This is a genomic window from Streptomyces sp. NBC_01261 (assembly GCF_036226385.1).
Classification (GTDB): domain Bacteria; phylum Actinomycetota; class Actinomycetes; order Streptomycetales; family Streptomycetaceae; genus Streptomyces.
Map to the genome: position 1 here is coordinate 3603850 of NZ_CP108463.1, position 20411 is coordinate 3624260.

The following is a 20411-nucleotide window of genomic DNA, read 5'->3' on the forward strand; positions in this document are numbered from 1 at the left end:
GTCAGTAGGCCTCGTTCGGGATGGGCAACAAAGGTGTCGCGTCGCTCGCGGTGCACAAACCCCTTGCGTGGGCGTCCAGTTCAGGGGCGAATGTCGTCAGGGCGCTGCGGACCAGGCGGACCGTGCCGTCGGGGTGGTGGCAGGCGCCTCGGCCCTCTACCAGGCCGGACCAACGGGCCACGTCCTGGCGGGTGTTGGCCTGGGGGCCTGGGGTGGCCAGGGTCTGGAAGGCGGAGGCCATGCGCGGGAGGCCGTTGAGGCAGGGGCCGCACTGGCCGGCCGATTGCAGGGCCAAGTAGCGGAGAACGCGGGCGGTTTCGGCTACGCCACAGCGGTCCGCGGGGAGTGCGGCCAGGACGCCTGCTCCCAAGTCGCCCGTGTTCAGGGTGCGTTGGGCTGCCTCTGCCGCCGGGATCCAGGTGCCGTGGTAGCCGCCGACGAGTACCGCGGACATGCCGTCCAGGGGCAGGAGTCGGTTCAGGGGGAGGCCGAACGGGGCTTCCACCACCCGGACTTCGCGGCCCGGCACGTGCAGGGTGCAGAGGGCGCTGCCCGGCTGGGTCGGCGTCCCGGCGCTGCGGAACCAGTCGGCGCCGTAGCGGGCGATCAGGGCCAAGTGGGCCAGGGTTTCCACATTCTGGACGAGGGTGGGAGCCTTTCGCACTCCTCGTTCGCGGACCGGGGGGCGTTGGTGGCGGGGCAACGGGGCGTTTCCCGAGACGTATTGCGCCAGCGCCGACGCCTGGCCGGACAGGAAGCGTTTGGGCAGGCGGATGACTCGTACGGGCAAGGGGTCCCTGCGTTGAGCCAGGGCCGATTCCAGGAACGACGCGCCGTCCTCCACCGCCAGGTGGGCCTCCCCCGCGCCCACCGCCCGCGCCGCCAACTGCAGCCCGTCCAGGACCAGATGGGGAGAGAGACGCAGGAGCGTCTTGTCTTTCCTGCTGGCCGGTTCACCCTCCGCTCCGTTCGCCACGACCACGGGGGCGCGGCCCGTGCGGCGGCTCGCGTCGGTCACCGCGACGAGTTTGCGGTACGTCGGGAACGCGGCGCCTCCGCGGCCGGTGAGGCCGGATTCGGCGACCGTTCTCAGGACGGTGTCGGGATCTCCGTACGACAGTGGGCCGTAGCGGAGGTGGTGGGTGGAGAGGTCGGCCGCGGTGCCGCCGGGGGCGAGGAGGCGGGGGGACATGTAGATGTCGGTGAACGTCGTGGTGGTCATGAGCGGGCTCCTTCGGCTGTGCGGAGCAGGGCCGCGGGGGTGCGGCGGGACTCGCGGGCGGAGTGGGCCAGGCGGATGCCGAAGGCGGCTGCCACCGCGGCCACGCAGGACACGGTCAGCCAGGTCATCCAGTCGGTGCCGGTGTCCGTGCCGATGCCGATGCCGTGGATCAGGGCGACCGGCCAGGAGGCGTACGCCAGCCAGTGGAGCGCGCGCCAGGTGCGGTGGCCGATGCGTTCCCTGAGGAGGCTGGTGACCAGGACCGCGAGCATCAGGTCGAAGGCGACCGTGCCGAGGCCGAGCCAGAAGGGTTCGTAGGCGGAGACGAAGGGGACGACCGCGTCCACGACGGTGATGTTCACGTATCCGTCGATCACCGCCATCGCGATGTGCAGGGCCAGGAAGGCGGTCGCGGAGAGGGACAGGGTGCGGTGCAGGTTCACCGTGCCGAAGCGGGGCAGGCCGGGCAGCCGGGTGCGCAGGCGGACCGCGATGCCGAGCAGGACGACCACGGTGAACAGGACCAGGCAGACGGCGCCCGTGGCGCGGTTGGCGTACCAGAGGATCTCGGAGCTCATGCGGCGGTCCCCTGGGCCGTCGCCTGGTGGGTGGGCCAGCCCGGGGTCGTGACGACCGTGCCGTCCTGCGCCACCAGGCGTGCGGGGAGGCCCAGGCGCGTCAACCAGCGCTCCGCGCCTGCCCCCTTGACCAGGGACGCCGTGCTCGCCGCGTTGGCGTCGGCGCTCGTCGCGGCGGCGACCGAGACCGTGCGCCAGGGGCTGCGGACCGGGAGGCCGGTGCGCGGGTCGACGATGTGGTGCAGTTCGTAGCCGCCCCGGCGCCAGCGGCGGGCCGCCGTGCCCGAGGTGGCGAGGCCGCCGGAGCGCAGGCCGATCGTGGCGTACGTGCCGTGCGCGGGCGTCTCGTCGACGGAACCGGTGACGTCCTGGACGCGGATGTTCCAGCCGCCGGCCGGGGGCTCCCCCGCGACCGCGGTGTCGCCGCCGAGGCTCACCAGGACTCCGCAGCCCGCCACTTGGGCGAGCATCGTGGCGGCCTGGTCGGCGGCCCAGGCCTTCGCTGTGGCGCCGAGGTCCAGGCGGACGCCGGCCGGGACGGTGACCGTGCCCGTCGTACGGTCCAGGTCGATCGTGCGCCAGCCCGGGGCCCGCTTCACAGTGAGCCGGATCGGGCGGTCGTCCTCCTGGACGAGGGTGAAGTCGCGGTCGTAGCCGATGGCGTTCATGGCCGAGCCGACCGTCGGGTCGACCGCGCCGTCCGTCGCCTCGGCGGCGCGCAGCGCGACCGCCAACGCCTCCGCGAGCAGCGGGCTGACGGTGACCGGGCGGCCCGACGCGGCGTCCAGGGCGGCCAGTTCGGAGTCGGTACGGAACCTGCTGCAGGCCGCGTCGACCTCGGCGAGGTGCCGGGCGAGGAGCAGGTTGCAGGAGTCCAGCAGGGCCGGGTCGGTGACGACCAGCCGGACGCCGGTCCCGAGGGCGCGCCAGTCGGCGGCGGCGGTCGTGCGCAGGGGCGCGGTACTCGTACGTGTGCTCATCACGACGCTCCCGACGTGGAGTCGGTGGAGCCGCCGGAGGACGACGTCACGCCGGACGAGGACGACTGGAGGTCCGACGACGAAGACGAAGACGAAGGTGAGGAGGATGAGGATGAGGATGAGGACGACGACGAGGTCGAACTGTCCGATGTGGACGAGGTGTTGGAGGAGGCGGACGGCGAAGGTGTCGACGACGACGAACTGCTCGTGCCGGTGCCGCCCGCCGCCGTGTCCGCCTCCGCGTCCGACTGCATCGTGCCGACCAGGGCGAACACCCCGGCCGCCGCCGCCAGCGTGATCGCCGCCGTGGCGGCCGCGATGCGCCGCTTGCCTCTGCGGACCGCCGTAGCGGCCCCACGCTCCTTGACTGTCATGACCGTTCCCCTCCGCAGTGACGCTCTGTCACGTCCTACGGTCGGGGACCAGCCTGAGAGAAGTCTGTGAGGCGCCCATACGCCCCACCAGAACTCTCTGAGAGGAGTCTTAAATTGCTTGAGGCTTCAATCACTCACTGTGCGGTGAGGCGGGCGACCGCCTCGTCGACCGTCAGTTCCTCGCGCTCGCCGGTCCTGCGGTCCTTCAGTTCCAGGACACCCTCGGCGGAACGGCGGCCCGCGACCAGGATCTTCGGTACGCCGATCAGCTCCGAGTCGGTGAACTTCACGCCCGGGGAGACCCCGGCACGGTCGTCGACCAGGACGCGCAGGCCGGCCGCGCGCAGCTTCTCCGATACGTCCAGGGCGAGTTCGGTCTGGAGGGCCTTGCCCGCGGCCACGACGTGCACGTCGGCCGGGGCGACCTCGGCGGGCCAGCACAGGCCCTTGTCGTCGGCGGTCTGCTCGGCGAGGGCGGCGACCGCGCGGGAGACGCCGATGCCGTAGGAACCCATCGTCACGCGGACCGGCTTGCCGTGCTGGCCGAGGACGTCGAGCTTGAGGGCGTCGGCGTACTTGCGGCCGAGCTGGAAGATGTGGCCGATCTCGATCGCGCGGTCCAGCTTGAGGCCGGTGCCGCACTTGGGGCAGGGGTCGCCCTCCTGCACGACCACGACGTCGACGTACTCGCCGACCTCGAAGTCACGGCCCGCGACGACGTTCTTGGCGTGCGTGCCTTGCTTGTTGGCGCCGGTGATCCACGAAGTGCCGGGGGCCACCCGCGGGTCGGCGATGTACGTGACCTTCTCGCCCAGGCCCTGCGGACCGACGTAGCCACGCACCAGGTCGGGACGGCCGGTGAAGTCCTCCGCCGTCACCAACTCGACGGCGGCGGGGGCGAAATGGGCCTCGACCTTGCCGAGGTCGACCTCGCGGTCACCGGGGACTCCTACGGCCACGATCTCGCCGTCGACCTTCACGAGGAGGTTCTTCAGCGTGGCGGAGGCCTCGACGCCGAGGTGGGCGGCGAGGGTCTCGATGGTGGGGGTGTCGGGGGTCGGGATCTCTTCGAGCGCGGGTACGCCGGTGGCGTCCACGGGCTTCAACTCGTATGTGATCGCTTCGGTGTTGGCGGCGAAGTCGCAGTTCGGGCAGTCCGCGAAGGTGTCCTCGCCGGCCTCGGCGGGGGCCAGGAACTCCTCCGACTTGGAGCCGCCCATCGCGCCCGCGGTGGCGGCGCAGATGCGGTAGTCGAGGCCGAGGCGCGCGAACACCTTCTGGTAGGCCTCGCGGTGCAGGGCGTAGGAGTGGGCGAGACCCTCGTCCTCGGTGTCGAAGGAGTACGAGTCCTTCATCAGGAACTCGCGTCCGCGCAGCACACCGGCGCGGGGGCGGGCCTCGTCGCGGTACTTGTTCTGGATCTGGTAGAGGATGACCGGCAGGTCCTTGTAGGAGGACGCCTGGTCCTTCACGATCAGCGTGAAGATCTCCTCGTGGGTGGGGCCGAGGAGGTAGTCGCCGCCCTTGCGGTCCTTGAGGCGGAACAGCTCGGGGCCGTACTCGTCCCAGCGGCCGGTCGCCTCGTACGGCTCGCGGGGCAGGATCGCGGGGAGCAGCACCTCCTGGGCGCCGATCGCGTCCATCTCCTCACGCACGATCCGCTCGACGTTGGAGAGGACCTTCTTGCCGAGGGGCAGCCAGGACCAGATGCCGGCCGCGGTACGGCGGACGTAGCCGGCCCGCACGAGCAGCTTGTGACTGAGGACCTCGGCGTCCGCCGGGTCGTCGCGCAGCGTCTTCGCCATCAACTGGGACATGCGCTGGACCGGTGCGTTCGCCATGGTTCCTGTACTCCTGCCGGGAAAGGGTGATGGCTAGGAGGTTAGCCGGGCGTGCTGTGCCGGTGGAAATCGGTTAGCGGCGGCGGAGTGGCAGCGGGGCGCCCATCACTGCGTACGGCTTCGGGGCGCTCGGGAACAGGACCTGGCGGGCGAGGTCCTCGTAGCCGAGGGAGCGGTACAGGCCGCGGGCCGGGCTGTCCGTGTCGATCGCGGAGAGGATCGAGCGGGGTTCGGTGGCGGCGTCCGTGATGGTGGTGATCAGGGAGCGGCCCGCGCCACGGTTCTGGTAGTGCGGGTGGACGTGCAGCTCGGTGATCACGAAGGAGTGGTCGAGCCAGTCGTCGTGGTCCTGGGCTCGGAGGTACGGCTCCACGACCGTGGACCACCAGTGGGTGCGGTTGTTGGGCATGCCGTAGACGAATCCGACCAGTCGGCCCTCGGTGGTGGCGCCGAGGGCGCGGGCGCCGGGGTAGGTCATGTGGCGCAGGACGATCTGGCGTCGTACCGCTACCTCGTCCTGGCCCAGGCCGAACGCGAGGGCTTGTACGGCGAGGGCTTCGTCCACGTGGGCCGAGAGGTCCAGGGGGGTGATCACGACGTCTTCGGGGTGGCGGTGGCCGTGACCGGGAAATCGCATGTGGGGAGAGTACAGGGGGGTTCGGTTGTTGTTCTGGTGCGGGCCGCATGTGGCTGGGCGCGCCCACGCGGCGCAGCCGCACATGTCACAGCCCCGCGCTCCTGAAGGCCTCTAGAACAGGATGCTCATGAAGGCGCCGACCTCTTGGAAACCCACCCTCAGGTATGCCCGTCGCGCCGGGGTGTTGAAGTCGTTCACGTAGAGGCTGACCATCGGGGAGACGTCCGCGAGCGCGTAACGCAGTACCGATGCCATCGCGGGGGCCGCCACGCCCCTCCCCCGGTACTCGGGGGCCACCCACACGCCCTGGATCTGGCAGGCCTTGGGTGTCGCGGCGCCGATCTCCGCCTTGAAGACGACCTTGCCGTACTCGTCGAGGCGGGCGAACGAGCGCCCCGCGCCTACGAGTTCGGCCACTCGGGCCTGGTAGAGGAGGCCGCCGTCGCCGGCCAGCGGGGAGACCCCGACCTCCTCGGTGAACATCGCCACGCACGCCGGCATGATCGTGTCGATCTCGTCCTTGCGGATACGGCGGACGTACGGGTCGGGGGCGATGTCGGTGGGCATGCGGTCGGCGACCATGAGGGGCTGGCGGGCGCGGACCTCGCGGGCCGGGCCCCAGCTCGGTTCGAGAAGGCGCCAGAGCTGGGCCGTCGCCTCGGCCGGGCCGACGATCGAGGAGCAGCGACGGCCGGCCCTGCGGGCGCGGTCGGCGAAGGCGCGGACGGCTCTCGGGGTCGCGCAGATCGGGACGAGGTTGGCGCCCGCGTAGCAGAGGGACGTCAGCATGCCGTCCTCGTACCAGCCCCACATCTCGCCGCCGAGCCGCCAGGGGTCGAGGCCCGCGACCTGCACCCGCGAGGTGACGAAGGCGTTCGTGACCGGCTCGCGGTCGAGCACGGCGAGCGCGGCGTCCAGGTCGCTCGGTTCGAGCACCCGAGAGGTGGTCTGGGTCAACACGGTCAGGAGCCTCACCCTGGGTTCTGCGGATCTCTGCACCTTACCCGGCAGAGGCAGGCAGCGCCGCCCGGCCGCGGTCACCTCCGGGCGGCGAACCCGAGGAAGGCGTCCCAGCTGGCGGGGGCGAGGGTGAGGGTGGCTCCGCCGTGCTCGGGGAGGTGCTTGGAATCCCGTACGTGGATGGTGGTGGGGCAGGTGGCGATCTCTACGCACTGCCCGCCATCGCCCTGGCTGTAGCTGGACTTGTGCCAGGTGAGGGCGACTTCGAGGCACTGGCCGCCCTCGCCGCTGCTGTAGCTGCTCTTGAACCACACCAGCTCGGACGGCGCTTCGACGTTCATGTCTCTCCAAGCAGTTTCTCTACGAGGGCCAACGACTCGCGCGGGGTCAGGGCTTGGGCGCGCAGGACGCCGTATTGCTCCTCCAGTTCCCTGACCGATGCACGATCGGTGAAGAGGCGACTGTACTTGTGCACCTCCACGTAAGCGATCCTGCGCGCTTTCTCCGTCTCGATCAAGGTGAAAGGGCCGGAGAGCGCTGCGTGCTCCTCGCGGGTGTTCGGCATGATCTGAATGTCCACGTTGCGCTGCTGGCCGATGAGCAGGATCTGCTCCAACTGGCCCCGCATGACTGCCCGTCCGCCCAACTGCCTGCGCAGGATCGACTCCTCCATCACGAAGCTGATGGTGGGCGGCGGCTTGCGCGCGAAGATGTCCTGTCGGGTCAACCGCAGGGCGACCCGCTGCTCGATCGTCTCCTCGTCCAGCAGGGGTCGTCGCATCGTGAACACCGCTCGTGCGTAACCCTCCGTCTGTAGCAGGCCGTTGACCACGAGCGTGTCGTAGACGTGTTGCTCTACTGCCTTCCTCTCCAGCTCGGCGGCATTCTGGAAGAAGGCCGGATACTGGGCCCTCTCCACCTCCTCAACGAACTCGGCCAACACCCCGTCCGCGCCCAGCACTTCATCGGCCTTGAGGATGAACCTCCCCGACGGAATACGCCTCCCCTGCTCGTACGAAGCGATGGTCGACGCCGAGTACCCGGTGAGTGCCCCGAGTTGCGCCCGCTCCATTCCCGCCCGTACCCGGAACCGCTTCAACTGCCGCCCGAAGACGTGCAGTACCCCCGACCCCGCCTCCGGCACATCCGCTTCAGCTTCCGCTGCTTCTTCGCTCATGCACACCTCATTGCCCTCGCCCCACCACCGGTCACGGCGCAACCGCGTACAACTGGCAGCCGTACGCGTACAGCGCGTGACGGTCGCCGCGTCACTGCTGTTCAACGCTACGCACGCCACGGGACCGTGGTGGCATGAAGTCACCGACTCCCCTGGACCGGCATATGCCACAACTCCCGGTTCCCCTGCACGAGTTCACCATGCGGTTCACGTCCACCCCGCGCGGGGCGCGGCTGGCCAGACGGCTGGTCTCGCATCGGTTGCACGACTGGGGTTACCCGTACGGCGACGCCGTCAACGAGACGGTCACGCTGATCGGCGCCGAGCTGGTCGCGAACGCCGTGCGGCACGGGCATGTGCCCGGGCGGGATTTTCACCTGAGTCTTGTCGAGGCCGGGGCGCCCGGAACGTCGTACACCCTCCGTCTGATGGTCAGTGACACGCGAGGGGAGCGGCTGCCCGAGCCGATGGGGCAGGGCGAGGGGGACTGTGCGGCCGGGCGGGGGCTGCTGCTGGTCGAGGCGCTCTCCTCGCGCTGGGGTGTCGTGATGCGCGCTCCCGGCAAATCCGTCTGGGCCGACCTAGCCACATAAAAAAGTGTGACACTTTCACCGAAAGTGTCACACTTTCCCAACTACCCTCGTCCCTCAGCCGGCGACGGCCACCGTGGGTTCGCCGGAGGCGACACCGTCCGCCTCCATCTGCTCGGCGATCTTCATCGCCTCCTCGATCAGCGTCTCCACGATCTTCGACTCGGGCACGGTCTTGATGACCTCGCCCTTGACGAAGATCTGGCCCTTGCCGTTGCCGGAGGCGACGCCGAGGTCGGCCTCGCGGGCTTCGCCGGGACCGTTGACGACACAGCCCATGACCGCGACCCGCAGCGGGACCTCCATGCCCTCAAGGCCCGCCGTGACCTCCTCGGCCAGCTTGTATACGTCGACCTGCGCGCGACCACAGGACGGGCACGACACGATCTCCAGGCGGCGGGGCTTGAGGTTCAGGGACTCCAGGATCTGGTTGCCGACCTTGACCTCCTCCACCGGCGGGGCGGAGAGCGAGACGCGGATCGTGTCTCCGATGCCCTGCGAGAGCAGCGCGCCGAAAGCCACCGCCGACTTGATCGTGCCCTGGAAGGCCGGGCCCGCCTCGGTGACGCCGAGGTGGAGCGGGTAGTCGCACTGGGCCGCGAGCTGGCGGTACGCCTCGACCATCACGACCGGGTCGTTGTGCTTGACCGAGATCTTGATGTCCTGGAAGCCGTGCTCCTCGAAGAGGGACGCCTCCCAGAGGGCGGACTCGGCGAGGGCCTCCGGGGTGGCCTTGCCGTACTTCTTCAGCAATCGAGCGTCCAGCGAGCCCGCGTTCACGCCGATGCGGATCGGGGTGCCGTGGTCCTTCGCGGCCCGCGCGATCTCCTTGACCTTGTCGTCGAACTGCTTGATGTTGCCGGGGTTCACCCGGACCGCGGCGCAACCGGCCTCGATCGCCGCGAAGACGTACTTCGGCTGGAAATGGATGTCCGCGATCACCGGGATCTGCGACTTGCGGGCGATCGTCGCGAGGGCGTCGGCGTCGTCCTGTGTCGGGCAGGCGACCCGGACGATCTGGCAGCCGGACGCGGTCAGCTCGGCGATCTGCTGGAGCGTGGCGCCGATGTCCGACGTACGGGTCGTCGTCATGGACTGCACCGACACCGGCGCGTCGCCGCCGACCGCCACCGTGCCGACCTGGATCTGCCGGCTCTTGCGGCGCTCGGCGAGCCGGGTCGGAACGGACGGAATGCCGAGAGAAATCGCAGTCATCTGCTGTGCAACCCCAAGTCGTGGATCAAGGCCCCGGTCCCGGAACAGCGGGCTCCAGGCTTCGAGATTACGTCAACCCTGCGGGCCCGAGCACATCCCGGCCGTAAACCCACTCAATGGAAGGCGGCCCGGCACAGAAGATGCCGGGCCGCCACAAACCGTGAATGGCTAGGAGATTTTGACTGGGTTAACCACGTCCGCCACCAAAACCAGCAACGTGAAGCAGACGAAGATCCCCGCCACCACATACGCGACCGGCATCAGCTTCGCCACGTCGAAGGGGCCCGGGTCCGGGCGCTTGAGCACCTTCGCCAGGTTCCGCCGCAGCGCCTCCCACAGCGCGCCCGCGACATGCCCGCCGTCGAGCGGGAGCAGCGGGAGCATGTTGAAGAGGAACAGGGAGAGGTTGAAGCCGGCCACCAGCATCAGGGCCATGGCCAGCTGCTGGGTGGGCGGGATGTCGAGCGTGAAGATCTCGCCGCCCACGCGGGCCGCGCCGACCACGCCCATCGGGGAGTCGGCCTGGCGGGGGGCGCCGTCGAAGGCCGCGTTCCACAGGGCCGGGATCTTGCCGGGGAGGGCCGCGATGGAGTCGACGGCCTCGCCCATGCGGTCTCCCATCCAGGTGACCGAGTCGCCGAAGTCCTGGCGGACGATGCCGGTGGCCGCGCTGAAGCCGAGGAAGCCGGCGGTCACGTACTGGCCCTGGACGATCTGTCCGCTGGAGTCCTTCTTGGCGACCTGGTTCGACGCGATCTTCGCGTGGAGGGTGAGGGCCTGGCCCTTGCGCTCCACGACGATCGGGACCGTCTTGCCGGGGGTGGCGCGGATCAGGTCGGAGAGCTTGTTCCAGTCCGTGGTCCTGACTCCGTCGAAGCTGACGATCTTGTCGCCCGCCTTCAGGCCCGCTGCCGCCGCGGGGGACGCCGCGTCGGACTTCTTGCAGGTGTCGCGGTTCTGGCTCTGCGCGATGACGCACTCGGAGACCGAGCTGACCGTGTTGGTCTGCTGCGAGATGCCGAAGCCCATCAGGACGGTGAGGAAGAGCGCCACCGCGAGGATGAGGTTCATGAAGGGGCCCGCGAACATCACGATGACCCGTTTCCAGGGCTTGCGTGTGTAGAACAGGCGGGACTCGTCGCCGGGCTCCAGCTCCTCGAAGGCCGCCGAGCGGGCGTCCTCGATCATGCTGCGCCAGGGCGAGGTGGAGCGGGACTCGATCCTGCCGTCGGGGCCGGGCGGGAACATGCCGATCATGCGGATGTAGCCGCCGAACGGGATGGCCTTGAACCCGTACTCGGTATCGCCCTTCCGCTTGGACCAGATGGTCGGGCCGAAGCCGACCATGTACTGGGGCACCCGGATGCCGAAGAGCTTCGCCGTGGACAGATGCCCCAGCTCGTGCCAGGCGATCGAGACCAGCAGGCCGACCGCGAAGACGACTATGCCGAGGATCATCATCAGGGCTGTCATGCACGCGCCTCCGCGTTCGCCGTGGTCGTCTGCGCTGTCAGTTCGCGGGCCCGGGCGCGTGCCCAGGTCTCCGCTTCGAGGACGTCCGGCACGGTCAGGGAAGTTCCCGTGGCCGGTGTCCCGTGTTCCTCGACCACCCGTGTCACCGTCTCCATGATGCCGTTGAACGGCAGCGCGCCCGCGCGGAACGCCTCCACGCACTCCTCGTTCGCCGCATTGAACACCGCCGGAGCCGTGCCCGCGAGCTGTCCCACATGCCGGGCCAGCCCGACCGACGGGAACGCGTCGGTGTCGAGCGGGAAGAACTCCCACGTCGACGCCTTGCTCCAGTCGAACGCGGGCGCCGCGTCCGGGACCCGCTCGGGCCAGCCGAGCCCGATGGCGATCGGCCCGCGCATGTCGGGGGGCGTCGCCTGGGCGAGTGTCGAACCGTCCGTGAATTCCACCATCGAGTGGACATACGACTGCGGGTGCACGACCACCTCAATGCGATCGAAGGGAATGTCGTACAGCAGGTGCGCCTCGATCACTTCCAGCCCCTTGTTCACCAGGGTCGCCGAGTTGATCGTGATCACCGGCCCCATCGCCCAGGTGGGGTGCGCGAGTGCCTCTTCTACGGTCACGCGCGCCAGGTCCGCCTTCGTACGACCCCGGAAGGGGCCGCCGGACGCGGTGACGACGAGCTTGCGGACATCGGCGCGGGTACCGGCCGCGAGGGCCTGGAAGAGCGCCGCGTGCTCGGAGTCCACCGGGATGATCTGGCCCGGCTTGGCGAGCGCCTTCACCAGCGGGCCGCCGACGATGAGCGACTCCTTGTTGGCGAGCGCGAGGACGCGGCCCGCCTCCAGGGCGGCCAGAGTGGGCGCGAGTCCGATGGACCCGGTGATGCCGTTCAGCACGGTGTGGCAGTCGGAGGCGGCGAGTCGGGTGGCCGCGTCCGGTCCGGCCAGGATCTCGGGGAGCGGCTCCCCCGCGCCGTACTGCGCGGCGAGCGCCTCGCGCAGTGCCGGTACGACGTCCTCGCGGGCGACCCCGACCGTCCGCACCCTGAGCTGGTAGGCCTGCTCGGCGAGGAGCCCGACCCGGCCGCCGTTCGCGGAGAGGGCGGTGACCCGGAAGCGGTCCGGGTTGCGCAGCACCAGGTCGATGGCCTGGGTGCCGATGGACCCGGTGGACCCGAGGATCACCAGGGCCTTGGGACCGTCGCCCACGACGGGGTCGTAGACGAGATGTGGGTCGGCGAGGGGTGCTGGACTGTCGCTCATCCCTCCATTGTTGCCGCAACGGGTGGCCGGGGGGACAGCGGTTCCCTCGGGCGGGTGGCTTATCGGCTCTCGTCGGTGATTGAAGGGAAATCCCCCTTTGTGAATACGGCGTGAAGGTCGTGTGATAACACTTCAGTCCTGCGCCGGTGGACGACCGGTCAGTGGACGACATCCTGGGGGGATTCTCCATGCGGATACGCGCTGCCCTGCCCGCGCTCGCGGGCGCCGCGATACTCACCGGCACGCTGCTGAGCACTCCGGCAGAAGCCGCCGGCGGCGTCACGATCTACCACGTCTGGTTCGACAGCCCGGGCTCGGACAACCGGTCCAACACGAGCCTGAACGGCGAGTGGGTGCAGATCAAGAACACCAGTCGGTCGGCGATCTCGCTCAAGGGCTACGTCCTGAAGGACGTCTCCAACCACCGCTACACCTTCAAGAACATCAAGATCGGCGCCGGCAAGTACATCAAGGTGCACACCGGCAAGGGCACGGACACCGCGTCGAACACGTACCAGGGCCGTGCCGCCTATGTCTGGAACAACACCAGCGACACGGCGACGCTGACGAAGTCCAACGGCAGCAAGGTCGACACCTGTTCGTGGACGACGCGGGATCCGAGCGACAAGTACTGCTGAAACAGGGCTAGTCGACGGGGCGGTGCAGGTTGTCCGCCTTGGACGGGCCCGGGGTCGTGTCGGCGATCCAGGGTCCGTCGCCCGACGGGTCGACGATGCCTTCCTCCAGCCAGGTGTACGCGCCGCCCATGACGCCCTTGACGACCTTGTGGTCGATGTCGTCGGTGTTGGTCCACAGGCGGCCGAAGAGTTCCTCGACGCGGATGCGGGACTGTTCGCAGAAGGCGTCGGCGAGTTGGTAGGCCTCGCGGCCGTGATCGCCCTGGCTGCGCAGGAGTTCGGCCCGTACGCAGACCGCGCTCATCGCGAAGAGTTCCGCGCCGATGTCGACGATCCGGCCGAGGAAGCCCTGCTTGGTCTCCATGCGGCCCTGCCAGCGGGACATGGCGTAGAAGGTCGAGCGGGCCAGTTTGCGGGCACCGCGTTCGACGTAGCGAAGGTGCCGGGAGAGGTCGACGTCGTGGCGGAACTCGCCGTAGGTGCCCGGGAGTTGGCCGCTGCCCGCGACCAGCTTCGGGAGCCACTTGGCGTAGAAGACGCCCGCGTTGGCGCCCGCCTTCGCCTTGTCCTGGAGGGACTTGTCCGGGTCGATGAGGTCGCCGGCGACCTTGAGGTGGGCGTCGACGGCCTCGCGGGCGATCAGGAGGTGCATGATCTCCGTCGAGCCCTCGAAGATGCGGTTGATGCGGAGGTCGCGCAGGACCTGTTCGGCGGGGACGGCCCTCTCGCCGCGGGCCGCGAGGGACTCCGCCGTCTCGAAGCCTCGGCCGCCGCGGATCTGGACCAGTTCGTCGGCCATCAGCCAGCCCATCTCGGAGGAGAAGAGCTTGGCGAGCGCGCCCTCGATGCGGATGTCGTTGCGGTCCTCGTCGGCCATCTGCGAGGAGAGGTCGAGTACGGCCTCCAGGGCGAAGGTCGTCGCCGCGATGAAGGAGATCTTCGCGCCCACGGCCTCGTGCTCGGCGATCGTCCTGCCCCACTGCTCACGCGCCGCCGACCACTCGCGGGCGATCTTCAGACACCACTTGCCGGCCGCGACGCAGGACGCGGGCAGGGAGAGGCGGCCGGTGTTGAGGGTGGTGAGGGCGATCTTCAGGCCCGCGCCCTCGGGGCCGATGCGGTTGGCGGCGGGGACCCGGACCTGGTGGAAGCGGGTGACGCCGTTCTCGATGCCGCGCAGGCCCATGAAGGCGTTGCGGTTCTCGACGGTGATGCCGGGCGAGTCGGTCTCCACGACGAACGCGGTGATGCCGCCCTTGTGGCCCTCGCTCCTGGGCACCCGGGCCATCACGACCAGGAGGTCGGCGATCACGCCGTTGGTGGTCCAGAGCTTCACCCCGTCGAGGACGTAGGAGTCCCCGTCGGGCACCGCGCTGGTCGCGAGGCGTGCCGGGTCGGAGCCGACGTCCGGTTCGGTGAGCAGGAAGGCGCTGATGGCGGTGCGCGCGCAGCGGGGCAGGAACTCCGCCTTCTGCTCGTCCGTGCCGAACAGTTTCAGCGGCTGCGGTACGCCGATCGACTGGTGGGCGGAGAGCAGCACACCGACGGCAGGGCAGGCGGAGCCCGCGAGGGCGAGCGCCTTGTTGTAGTACACCTGGGTGAGGCCGAGGCCGCCGTACTTGGTGTCGATCTTCATGCCGAGGGCGCCGATCTCCTTGAGGCCGCTGATGACCTCGTCGGGGATGCGCGCCTCGCGTTCGATGCGGGCGGCGTCGATCCGGGTCTCGCAGAAGACGCGCAGTCGCGCGAGGAACTCCTCGCCGCGCCGGGAGTCCTCGGCGGCCGGGAGGGGGTGGGGGTGGATCAGGTCGAGCCGGAAGCGGCCGAGGAACAGTTCCTTGGCGAAGCTGGGCTTGCGCCAGTCCTGTTCCCGGGCCGCCTCCGCCACCTGCCGGGCTTCTCGCTCGGTGACGGTGGGTTTGCTGGATGGAGCGGACATGAGGCTCACCTCGCCGCGAATCGGGCCCTCGGACCATGGCGGTTACCGACGGGTGCTACCCGTTCGTATGTACCCGATCCACCGCGAAGCAGCCACCCTTCGCGCGTCCGTTCAGCCGATGTCGACGGAGTACGCCTTTGTGTCAAGGCGCCCCGAGCCCTTGAAGACCTCGGTGCCGGACTCGATGCCGGAGACGTACTTGTCGTTGCTCAGCAGCTTGCGCCGGACGAGGGCCTGGGTGAAGTCGTCGATGTTCAGGGTCGCCTTGGTGGTGTTGGCGGTGCGCACGAAGGAGTACACGTGCCAGCCGATGTTCCCCTGGTAGATGTCCCACATGGCGCCGTCGAGGCTGACGCTGCCGTACTTGGTGCCGAGCGGGCCCGCGCCGCCCTGCCGGTTCAGCCAGATCATGATCTCGTCGCTGGGCCGGTCCGCCCAGTCGGCGGTGTTCTCGGCATGCAGCCACAGGTCGTACGCCACGTCGAGCGTGCCGGGGTCGGAGCTGAGCGCGAACTCCCAGCTGGTCTTCACCGGCTTGCGGTCGCCGACCCGGATCGGCAGCCCGGTGGCCGCCCTGTCGACCTTCCAGCCCCAGTGCCAGCCGAGGACGGTGCTCGCGAACGTCTTCACATCGGCGTCGGTGCCCTTGCTGTTGTCGGCCCAGCCGAACGACGTGCCCCACGAAATGGCCGACCCCGACCGGGAGTTGTCCCACACGCACTGGCTGCCGGTGGCCTTGTCGCGTCCCCACTGGTTGTTGTTGACGTGGTACTTGCCGAGCGTGACGGTGTCGTCGGCCGTGCACCTCTCGCTCGACTCACCCGCCTGGGCGACGGTGACACCGGCGAGGGCCGCGAGCGCGACCGAGGCGGCGGCGAGCACCTTCGCCTTCTTCGAGAGGCGGGGTCTGCGGTGTTGCATCGGGGGTCCTTCCGGGGGACGGTTCGTCTGACGACCTCCCCGTGGCCGCCGACCCGCCCGGAGGTTGCCTCCCCCACCCGGAGAAACTCTCGGAGTCCGGTGTTTCGAGAAAGTGTCGAAGCGCTTCGACAGCCTATGGACACCCACACCGCCTGAAGCTAATGTCGAACCACCCCCACCCGCCCCTGTCAGCAACGCGCACTGTCGAAGCGCTTCACAAAGCTTGGAGAGCTGGATGGTCACCCTCGCCGAGGTCGCCCAGCACGCCGGAGTCTCGGCGAGCACGGTGAGCTATGTCCTCAGCGGCAAGCGGTCCATCTCCGGAGCCACCCGGCAGCGGGTCGAGCAGAGCATCCGCGAGCTGGGCTACCACCCGAACGCGGGCGCCCGCGCCCTGGCCAGCAGCCGGTCGAACATCATCGCGCTGATGGTGCCGCTGCGCACCGACATGTACGTGCCGGTGATGATGGAGATCGCCATCGCCGTGGCGACCACCGCCCGCCTGCACGGCTACGACGTGCTGCTGCTCACCGGCGAGGAGGGCCCCGACGCGGTGCGCCGGGTCACCGGCAGCGGGCTCGCCGACGCGATGATCCTGATGGACGTCGAACTCGACGACGAGCGGCTGCCGTTGCTGCGCGGCACCGACCAGCCCTCGGTACTCATCGGCCTCCCCGCCGACACCACCGGACTGACCTGCGTCGACCTCGACTTCGGGGCGACCGGCGCGCTGTGTGTCGAGCACCTCGCCAAACTCGGCCACCACGACATCGCTGTCATCGGCGAGGCCCCCGCCGTCTACGAGCGACACACCGGTTTCGCCGAACGCACCCTCGACGGACTCCGGTCCCGGGCACGGGAGTTGGGCCTGCGGGTACTGCACCGGCCGTGCGAGGGCGGGTACGACGCGATGACGACGACCCTGGCCCGGATCTTCGACGAACGCCCCGGCACCACGGGCTTCGTCGTGCAGAACGAGTCGGCGGTCGAGCCGCTGCTCGCGCTGCTGCGCCAGCAGGGCCGGGCCGTGCCGGAGGACGTGTCGGTGGTCGCGGTCTGCCCCGACCAGGTCGCCACCCAGGCCTCGGTACGGCTGACGTCCGTCGCCATCCCCGCGCAGGAGATGGGCCGTTACGCCGTGGAGCATCTGGTGGCCAAGCTCGACGGCCGCGGCAGCGACGAAGTCGTGCTGATCACACCGGAGTTGACGATGCGGGCGAGTACGGGGCCGGCTCCGTCAGCTTCTTGACCCGCCACGCTCCACGTGTTTGTGCGGTTACCCCCTGTCTGCTTTCCTCCAGGAGCACTCCTCGTGAATCAGCCTGCCGAAATCCAGTCCGAGGTCAGTCTCGCGCAGTCCTCCCCCACCGTCGGAACGTTCCGTGAGCGGGACGGCGCGCTGGAGTGGAGCGGCCGTCAGGAGACCCTGCGCATCGAAGCGTGGGGGCCGGACGCGGTCCGGGTCAGGGCCCGGCTCGGCGGCCCGCTGCTCGACGGACTGCCGGGCGCGCTCCTGGACGAGGCACCGCCCACCGAGGCGAGCGTCAAGATCGAGGATGGTCAAGGGACCCTGACCGTGGGCGAGTTGACCGTCGTGGTCGACGCCGAGGGCCTGGTCCGCTTCCTGCGCACCGACGACTCCACCGAGCTCCTCGCCGAGGCCCGCGCCCACTTCTGGTGGCCCGGCTCGCGCCTCTACACGGCGGTCGGCAACGGCCACCACCGCCTGGAGCAGCGCTTCGCCGCCTACGGGGACGAGAAGCTGTACGGCCTCGGCCAGCACCAGCACGGCAAGCTGGACCAGAAGGGGCTGGTCCTCGACCTGGTCCAGCGCAACGCCGAGGTCGGCATCCCGGTGCTGGTCTCCAGCCGCGGCTACACCCTGCTGTGGAACAACCCGGCGATCGGCCGCGTGGAACTGGCCGGCAACGGCACGCGCTGGGTGGCGGACTCGGCCCGGCAGATCGACTACTGGATCACCGCGGGCGACCCGGCCGACGGCCAACGCCGCTACAGCGCGGTGACGGGCCGTACGCCGATGCTCCCCAAGTGGGCGGCGGGCTTCTGGCAGTGCAAGCTGCGCTACCGCACCCAGGCCGAACTCCTGGCCGTGGCAAGGGAGTACAAGCGCCGCGACCTCCCCCTCTCGGCGATCGTCTGCGACTTCTTCCACTGGACGCACCTGGGCGACTGGAAGTTCGACCCGGCCGAGTGGCCCGACCCGGCGGCCATGGTCCGCGAACTCGACGAGCTGGGCGTGAAGTTGGTGGTGAGCGTCTGGCCCTCCGTCTCCCCCCTCAGCGAGAACCACTCCGTCCTGGAACAGCGCGGCTACCTCATCGGCACCCAGTACGGCCCGATGGCCCACGCCGACTGGCCGGACAAGGGAGTCGCGTCGACGGTCCAGGTGGCCTTCTACGACGCCACCAACCCCGAGGCCCGGGAGTTCCTGTGGTCGAAGATCCGCGACAACTACCTTGTCCCGTACGGGATCACGGCCTTCTGGCTGGACGCGTGCGAGCCCGAGCTGAAGCCGGGCTTCGCGGAGAACCTGCGCTACTGGGCGGGCCCGGGCCTGGAGGTCGGCAACATCTACCCGGCCGAGAACTCCCGCACCTTCTCCGAGGGGTTGCGCGCCGAGGGCGTCGGTGACGACGAGATCATCACCCTCAACCGCTCGGCGTGGGCGGGCAGTCAGCGCCACGGTGCCGCGCTCTGGTCGGGTGACATCGGCACCGACTTCCCCACCCTGCGCCGCCAGATAGCCGCGGGTCTCAACACCGCGCTCTCCGGCATCCCTTGGTGGAACACCGACATCGGCGGCTTCCACGGCGGCGACCCCGACGACCCGGCCTACCAGGAGGTCATGGTCCGCTGGTTCCAGTTCGGCGCGCTGTCCCCGCTGATGCGCCTGCACGGCTTCCGCGACCCGGGCATGCCGCTGGGCCCCGACATGACCGGCGGCCCCAACGAGGTCTGGTCGTACGGCGATCGGGCCCTGCCGATCCTGGAGAAGTACCTGCGGCTGCGCGAGCGCCTGAAGCCGTACGTCCTCGACGTGATGCGCGCCGCGCACGAGGAGGGGCTGCCGGTGATGCGCCCGCTGTTCCTCGAATTCCCGGCGGACCCGGCGACCTGGTCGGTCGACGACGCGTATCTCTTCGGCCCGGACCTGCTGGTCGCCCCGGTGCTGACGGCGGGCGCCACGGCCCGTACGGCATATCTCCCGGCGGGCGCGTGGTGGACGGACGCGTGGACGGGCGAGACGTACGAGGGCGGTACGGCGGTCACGGTCGACGCGCCGCTGGACCGGATCCCGCTGTTCCTGCGCGACGGGGCGGCGTTGCCGGTCACGGAGTAGCGGAGTCCGGAGGGGAGTTGGGCCTCCCCTCCGGGCCGTGACGCTTCCGTTGCGCGGAACTGTGGGCTCCGTCACAGCCGTGCCGATCTTGTTCTGGTGGACTCCTCCGATGGTCTTACGCAAGCTCGCCGGCGGGGCGGGCCTGATCGCGTTCGCCCTGTATCTCTGGGGTCTGCTGCACATCATGGGCGCACTGCTGGAGGCGGGGGACGGCGGCACCGACTCGGCGCCGCCGCGACCGTGCCGTACGGCCGACCGGCAGTACGACGAGAAGGCCCTGAACGTCGTCGACTACTCGGTGGACTACGTCCCGCTGCGATTCGTCTGCGAGACGAAGGACGGTGGCAGTTACGTCTCCGACACGGTTCCCGGCTACGTCAACCCGGCGGTGGGCGCCCTCACGCTGACCGCACTCGGCTGCTGGGTGTCCGCGCTCGTCGTGGCACCGCCCGGCCCTCGCGGTGTACGAGGACCGGGCGGCTGAGCGGGAGCACCGGGGTGCCCGGGTGGGTCAACTACTGCTGACGCTCTCGCTGTTGGTGGTGAAGTTCAGGCCGCCGGACGAGGACGTGATCTCGAACCCGAACTGCAGGTCGCCGATGGTCACGTTGCCGAACCAGCCCTTGGTGTCCTTGATCCACTTGAGGATCGGCAGGATGTCGACCGTGCCGGAGGTCGAGTTGGAGGTGCGCAGGAACGAGAACACGTCGTTGGCACCGTTGTTGCCCTTGTAGACGGTCCAGGTCGAACCGCCCAGCGTGAGCGTGCCCTGCGAGGTGCCGAGGGCGCCGACGGCTCCGGTCTTGTTGACCCAGAGCATGATCTCGTAGTCGTAGTTGGTGTCCCAGATGTCGTACGACGTGTTGTACGCGCCGGACGACGGGACCGTGACGTTGTAGCTGCTCTTGAGCGAACCGAGCGAGGTGATCGACTTGTTGATCACCTTCTTGGCGTTGGGGTAGGACTTGATGCCGCCGGTGTTGGGGTGGTTGGCGTTGACGCCCCAGTTGGTACCGGAGTTGGCCCAGATGCACTGGCTGCCGGCGCCGGAGCCCCAGATGTCGTTGTAGAGCGTGTAGCCGTTCAGGGTCGTGGTGCCCCACTGGTCGCAGGAGCTCCAGACGGCGGCGGAGGCGGGGGCCGAGGCGAGCGCGACGGTGGCGCCGAGCGCGAGTGCGGGGGCGAGAACGGCCGTGAGTACGCGGCCAGGCTTGCGTGTTGCCATGGTGTCCCTTCCATG

Annotated in this window: 20 protein-coding genes; 6 read left to right on the forward strand and 14 right to left on the reverse strand. The window is 69.5% G+C overall.

What is annotated here, in order from left to right; all coding sequences use genetic code 11:
- Position 1: 1 nt before the first annotated feature.
- From OG226_RS15365 to OG226_RS15375, 3 genes are read right to left on the reverse strand one after another with little or no spacing between them, the layout of a single operon-like run.
- On the reverse strand, positions 2–1222 hold the full coding sequence (locus tag OG226_RS15365; RefSeq protein WP_329349239.1) for an NADH-ubiquinone oxidoreductase-F iron-sulfur binding region domain-containing protein: 1221 nt from the start codon (positions 1220–1222) through the stop codon (positions 2–4).
- Positions 1219–1800, reverse strand: coding sequence for a ferric reductase-like transmembrane domain-containing protein (locus OG226_RS15370; RefSeq protein ID WP_329349240.1), 582 nt, complete (start codon positions 1798–1800; stop codon positions 1219–1221). The genes OG226_RS15365 and OG226_RS15370 overlap by 4 nt, the downstream gene beginning before the upstream one ends.
- Entirely contained in the window at positions 1797–2780 is a 984-nt protein-coding gene (locus tag OG226_RS15375) for an FAD:protein FMN transferase (protein ID WP_328678239.1), read from the reverse strand. Before OG226_RS15375 ends, OG226_RS15370 begins: the two co-directional genes overlap by 4 nt.
- Positions 2781–2795: 15 nt before the next feature.
- Here OG226_RS15375 and OG226_RS15380 point away from each other — a divergent pair, with 15 nt between their 5' ends.
- Positions 2796–3224: a hypothetical protein gene (locus OG226_RS15380; RefSeq protein ID WP_329349241.1), complete on the forward strand. Its 429-nt coding sequence runs from the start codon at positions 2796–2798 to the stop codon at positions 3222–3224.
- A 64-nt stretch (positions 3225–3288) separates the two neighbouring features.
- Here the strand turns inward: OG226_RS15380 and OG226_RS15385 are convergent, their stop codons facing one another.
- From OG226_RS15385 to OG226_RS15405, 5 genes are all read right to left on the reverse strand, one after another.
- Positions 3289–4995 (reverse strand): proline--tRNA ligase, encoded by a 1707-nt coding sequence (locus OG226_RS15385; protein WP_328678243.1) that lies wholly within the window; start codon positions 4993–4995, stop codon positions 3289–3291.
- A 73-nt stretch (positions 4996–5068) separates the two neighbouring features.
- Positions 5069–5632, reverse strand: a complete 564-nt coding sequence (locus OG226_RS15390; protein ID WP_329349242.1) for a GNAT family N-acetyltransferase — start codon at positions 5630–5632, stop codon at positions 5069–5071.
- A gap of 111 nt (positions 5633–5743) precedes the next feature.
- Positions 5744–6592, reverse strand: a complete 849-nt coding sequence (locus OG226_RS15395) for a GNAT family N-acetyltransferase (RefSeq protein ID WP_328678247.1) — start codon at positions 6590–6592, stop codon at positions 5744–5746.
- Positions 6593–6669: 77 nt separating this feature from the next.
- Positions 6670–6933 (reverse strand): DUF397 domain-containing protein, encoded by a 264-nt coding sequence (locus OG226_RS15400; RefSeq protein WP_328678249.1) that lies wholly within the window; start codon positions 6931–6933, stop codon positions 6670–6672.
- On the reverse strand, positions 6930–7769 hold the full coding sequence (locus OG226_RS15405; protein WP_328678251.1) for a helix-turn-helix domain-containing protein: 840 nt from the start codon (positions 7767–7769) through the stop codon (positions 6930–6932). The genes OG226_RS15400 and OG226_RS15405 overlap by 4 nt, the downstream gene beginning before the upstream one ends.
- Before the next feature lie 134 nt (positions 7770–7903).
- Here OG226_RS15405 and OG226_RS15410 point away from each other — a divergent pair, with 134 nt between their 5' ends.
- A complete protein-coding gene (locus OG226_RS15410; protein WP_329349243.1) occupies positions 7904–8362 on the forward strand; it encodes an ATP-binding protein in 459 nt (152 codons plus the stop codon).
- Positions 8363–8416: 54 nt separating this feature from the next.
- On the opposite strand, the gene ispG is transcribed toward OG226_RS15410, so the two are convergent.
- The 3 genes from ispG to dxr form a co-directional block, all read right to left on the reverse strand.
- Positions 8417–9574: a flavodoxin-dependent (E)-4-hydroxy-3-methylbut-2-enyl-diphosphate synthase gene (gene ispG / locus OG226_RS15415; RefSeq protein ID WP_033284935.1), complete on the reverse strand. Its 1158-nt coding sequence runs from the start codon at positions 9572–9574 to the stop codon at positions 8417–8419.
- 168 nt (positions 9575–9742) lie between these two features.
- Entirely contained in the window at positions 9743–11035 is a 1293-nt protein-coding gene (locus tag OG226_RS15420) for a M50 family metallopeptidase (RefSeq protein ID WP_329353394.1), read from the reverse strand.
- A gap of 8 nt (positions 11036–11043) precedes the next feature.
- Positions 11044–12312: a 1-deoxy-D-xylulose-5-phosphate reductoisomerase gene (dxr, locus tag OG226_RS15425; RefSeq protein WP_328678257.1), complete on the reverse strand. Its 1269-nt coding sequence runs from the start codon at positions 12310–12312 to the stop codon at positions 11044–11046.
- 188 nt (positions 12313–12500) lie between these two features.
- Here dxr and OG226_RS15430 point away from each other — a divergent pair, with 188 nt between their 5' ends.
- The gene (locus OG226_RS15430) at positions 12501–12950 is read left to right on the forward strand and encodes a lamin tail domain-containing protein (RefSeq protein ID WP_328678260.1); all 450 of its coding nucleotides are present in this window, start codon (positions 12501–12503) and stop codon (positions 12948–12950) included.
- A 7-nt stretch (positions 12951–12957) separates the two neighbouring features.
- Here OG226_RS15430 and OG226_RS15435 read toward each other — a convergent pair whose 3' ends face one another.
- Together OG226_RS15435 and OG226_RS15440 are read right to left on the reverse strand one after the other, a co-directional pair.
- Positions 12958–14889, reverse strand: coding sequence for an acyl-CoA dehydrogenase family protein (locus tag OG226_RS15435; protein WP_328678262.1), 1932 nt, complete (start codon positions 14887–14889; stop codon positions 12958–12960).
- 111 nt (positions 14890–15000) lie between these two features.
- A complete protein-coding gene (locus tag OG226_RS15440) occupies positions 15001–15810 on the reverse strand; it encodes a GH12 family glycosyl hydrolase domain-containing protein (RefSeq protein ID WP_329349244.1) in 810 nt (269 codons plus the stop codon).
- Between the two features lie 235 nt (positions 15811–16045).
- On the opposite strand from OG226_RS15440, the gene OG226_RS15445 reads away from it, so the two are divergent.
- From OG226_RS15445 to OG226_RS15455, 3 genes are all read left to right on the forward strand, one after another.
- A complete protein-coding gene (locus OG226_RS15445) occupies positions 16046–17059 on the forward strand; it encodes a LacI family DNA-binding transcriptional regulator (RefSeq protein WP_328678266.1) in 1014 nt (337 codons plus the stop codon).
- 63 nt (positions 17060–17122) lie between these two features.
- Complete coding sequence (locus OG226_RS15450) at positions 17123–19171, forward strand: glycoside hydrolase family 31 protein (RefSeq protein WP_329349245.1); 2049 nt, start codon at positions 17123–17125, stop codon at positions 19169–19171.
- A 109-nt stretch (positions 19172–19280) separates the two neighbouring features.
- Entirely contained in the window at positions 19281–19655 is a 375-nt protein-coding gene (locus OG226_RS15455; RefSeq protein WP_328678270.1) for a hypothetical protein, read from the forward strand.
- A gap of 27 nt (positions 19656–19682) precedes the next feature.
- On the opposite strand, the gene OG226_RS15460 is transcribed toward OG226_RS15455, so the two are convergent.
- Complete coding sequence (locus tag OG226_RS15460) at positions 19683–20396, reverse strand: glycoside hydrolase family 12 protein (RefSeq protein WP_328678271.1); 714 nt, start codon at positions 20394–20396, stop codon at positions 19683–19685.
- Positions 20397–20411: the final 15 nt, after the last annotated feature.

Coding starts and splice junctions, on each gene's coding strand:
- OG226_RS15420 (WP_329353394.1), bottom strand. CDS start 11,035: ATGATGATCCTCGGCATAGTCGTCTTCGCGGTCGGCCTGCTGGTCTCG.
- OG226_RS15375 (WP_328678239.1), bottom strand. CDS start 2,780: ATGAGCACACGTACGAGTACCGCGCCCCTGCGCACGACCGCCGCCGCC.
- OG226_RS15370 (WP_329349240.1), bottom strand. CDS start 1,800: ATGAGCTCCGAGATCCTCTGGTACGCCAACCGCGCCACGGGCGCCGTC.
- OG226_RS15405 (WP_328678251.1), bottom strand. CDS start 7,769: ATGAGCGAAGAAGCAGCGGAAGCTGAAGCGGATGTGCCGGAGGCGGGG.
- OG226_RS15410 (WP_329349243.1), top strand. CDS start 7,904: ATGAAGTCACCGACTCCCCTGGACCGGCATATGCCACAACTCCCGGTT.
- OG226_RS15400 (WP_328678249.1), bottom strand. CDS start 6,933: ATGAACGTCGAAGCGCCGTCCGAGCTGGTGTGGTTCAAGAGCAGCTAC.
- OG226_RS15455 (WP_328678270.1), top strand. CDS start 19,281: ATGGTCTTACGCAAGCTCGCCGGCGGGGCGGGCCTGATCGCGTTCGCC.
- dxr (WP_328678257.1), bottom strand. CDS start 12,312: ATGAGCGACAGTCCAGCACCCCTCGCCGACCCACATCTCGTCTACGAC.
- OG226_RS15435 (WP_328678262.1), bottom strand. CDS start 14,889: ATGTCCGCTCCATCCAGCAAACCCACCGTCACCGAGCGAGAAGCCCGG.
- OG226_RS15390 (WP_329349242.1), bottom strand. CDS start 5,632: ATGCGATTTCCCGGTCACGGCCACCGCCACCCCGAAGACGTCGTGATC.
- OG226_RS15430 (WP_328678260.1), top strand. CDS start 12,501: ATGCGGATACGCGCTGCCCTGCCCGCGCTCGCGGGCGCCGCGATACTC.
- OG226_RS15365 (WP_329349239.1), bottom strand. CDS start 1,222: ATGACCACCACGACGTTCACCGACATCTACATGTCCCCCCGCCTCCTC.
- OG226_RS15440 (WP_329349244.1), bottom strand. CDS start 15,810: ATGCAACACCGCAGACCCCGCCTCTCGAAGAAGGCGAAGGTGCTCGCC.
- ispG (WP_033284935.1), bottom strand. CDS start 9,574: ATGACTGCGATTTCTCTCGGCATTCCGTCCGTTCCGACCCGGCTCGCC.
- OG226_RS15460 (WP_328678271.1), bottom strand. CDS start 20,396: ATGGCAACACGCAAGCCTGGCCGCGTACTCACGGCCGTTCTCGCCCCC.
- OG226_RS15385 (WP_328678243.1), bottom strand. CDS start 4,995: ATGGCGAACGCACCGGTCCAGCGCATGTCCCAGTTGATGGCGAAGACG.
- OG226_RS15445 (WP_328678266.1), top strand. CDS start 16,046: ATGGTCACCCTCGCCGAGGTCGCCCAGCACGCCGGAGTCTCGGCGAGC.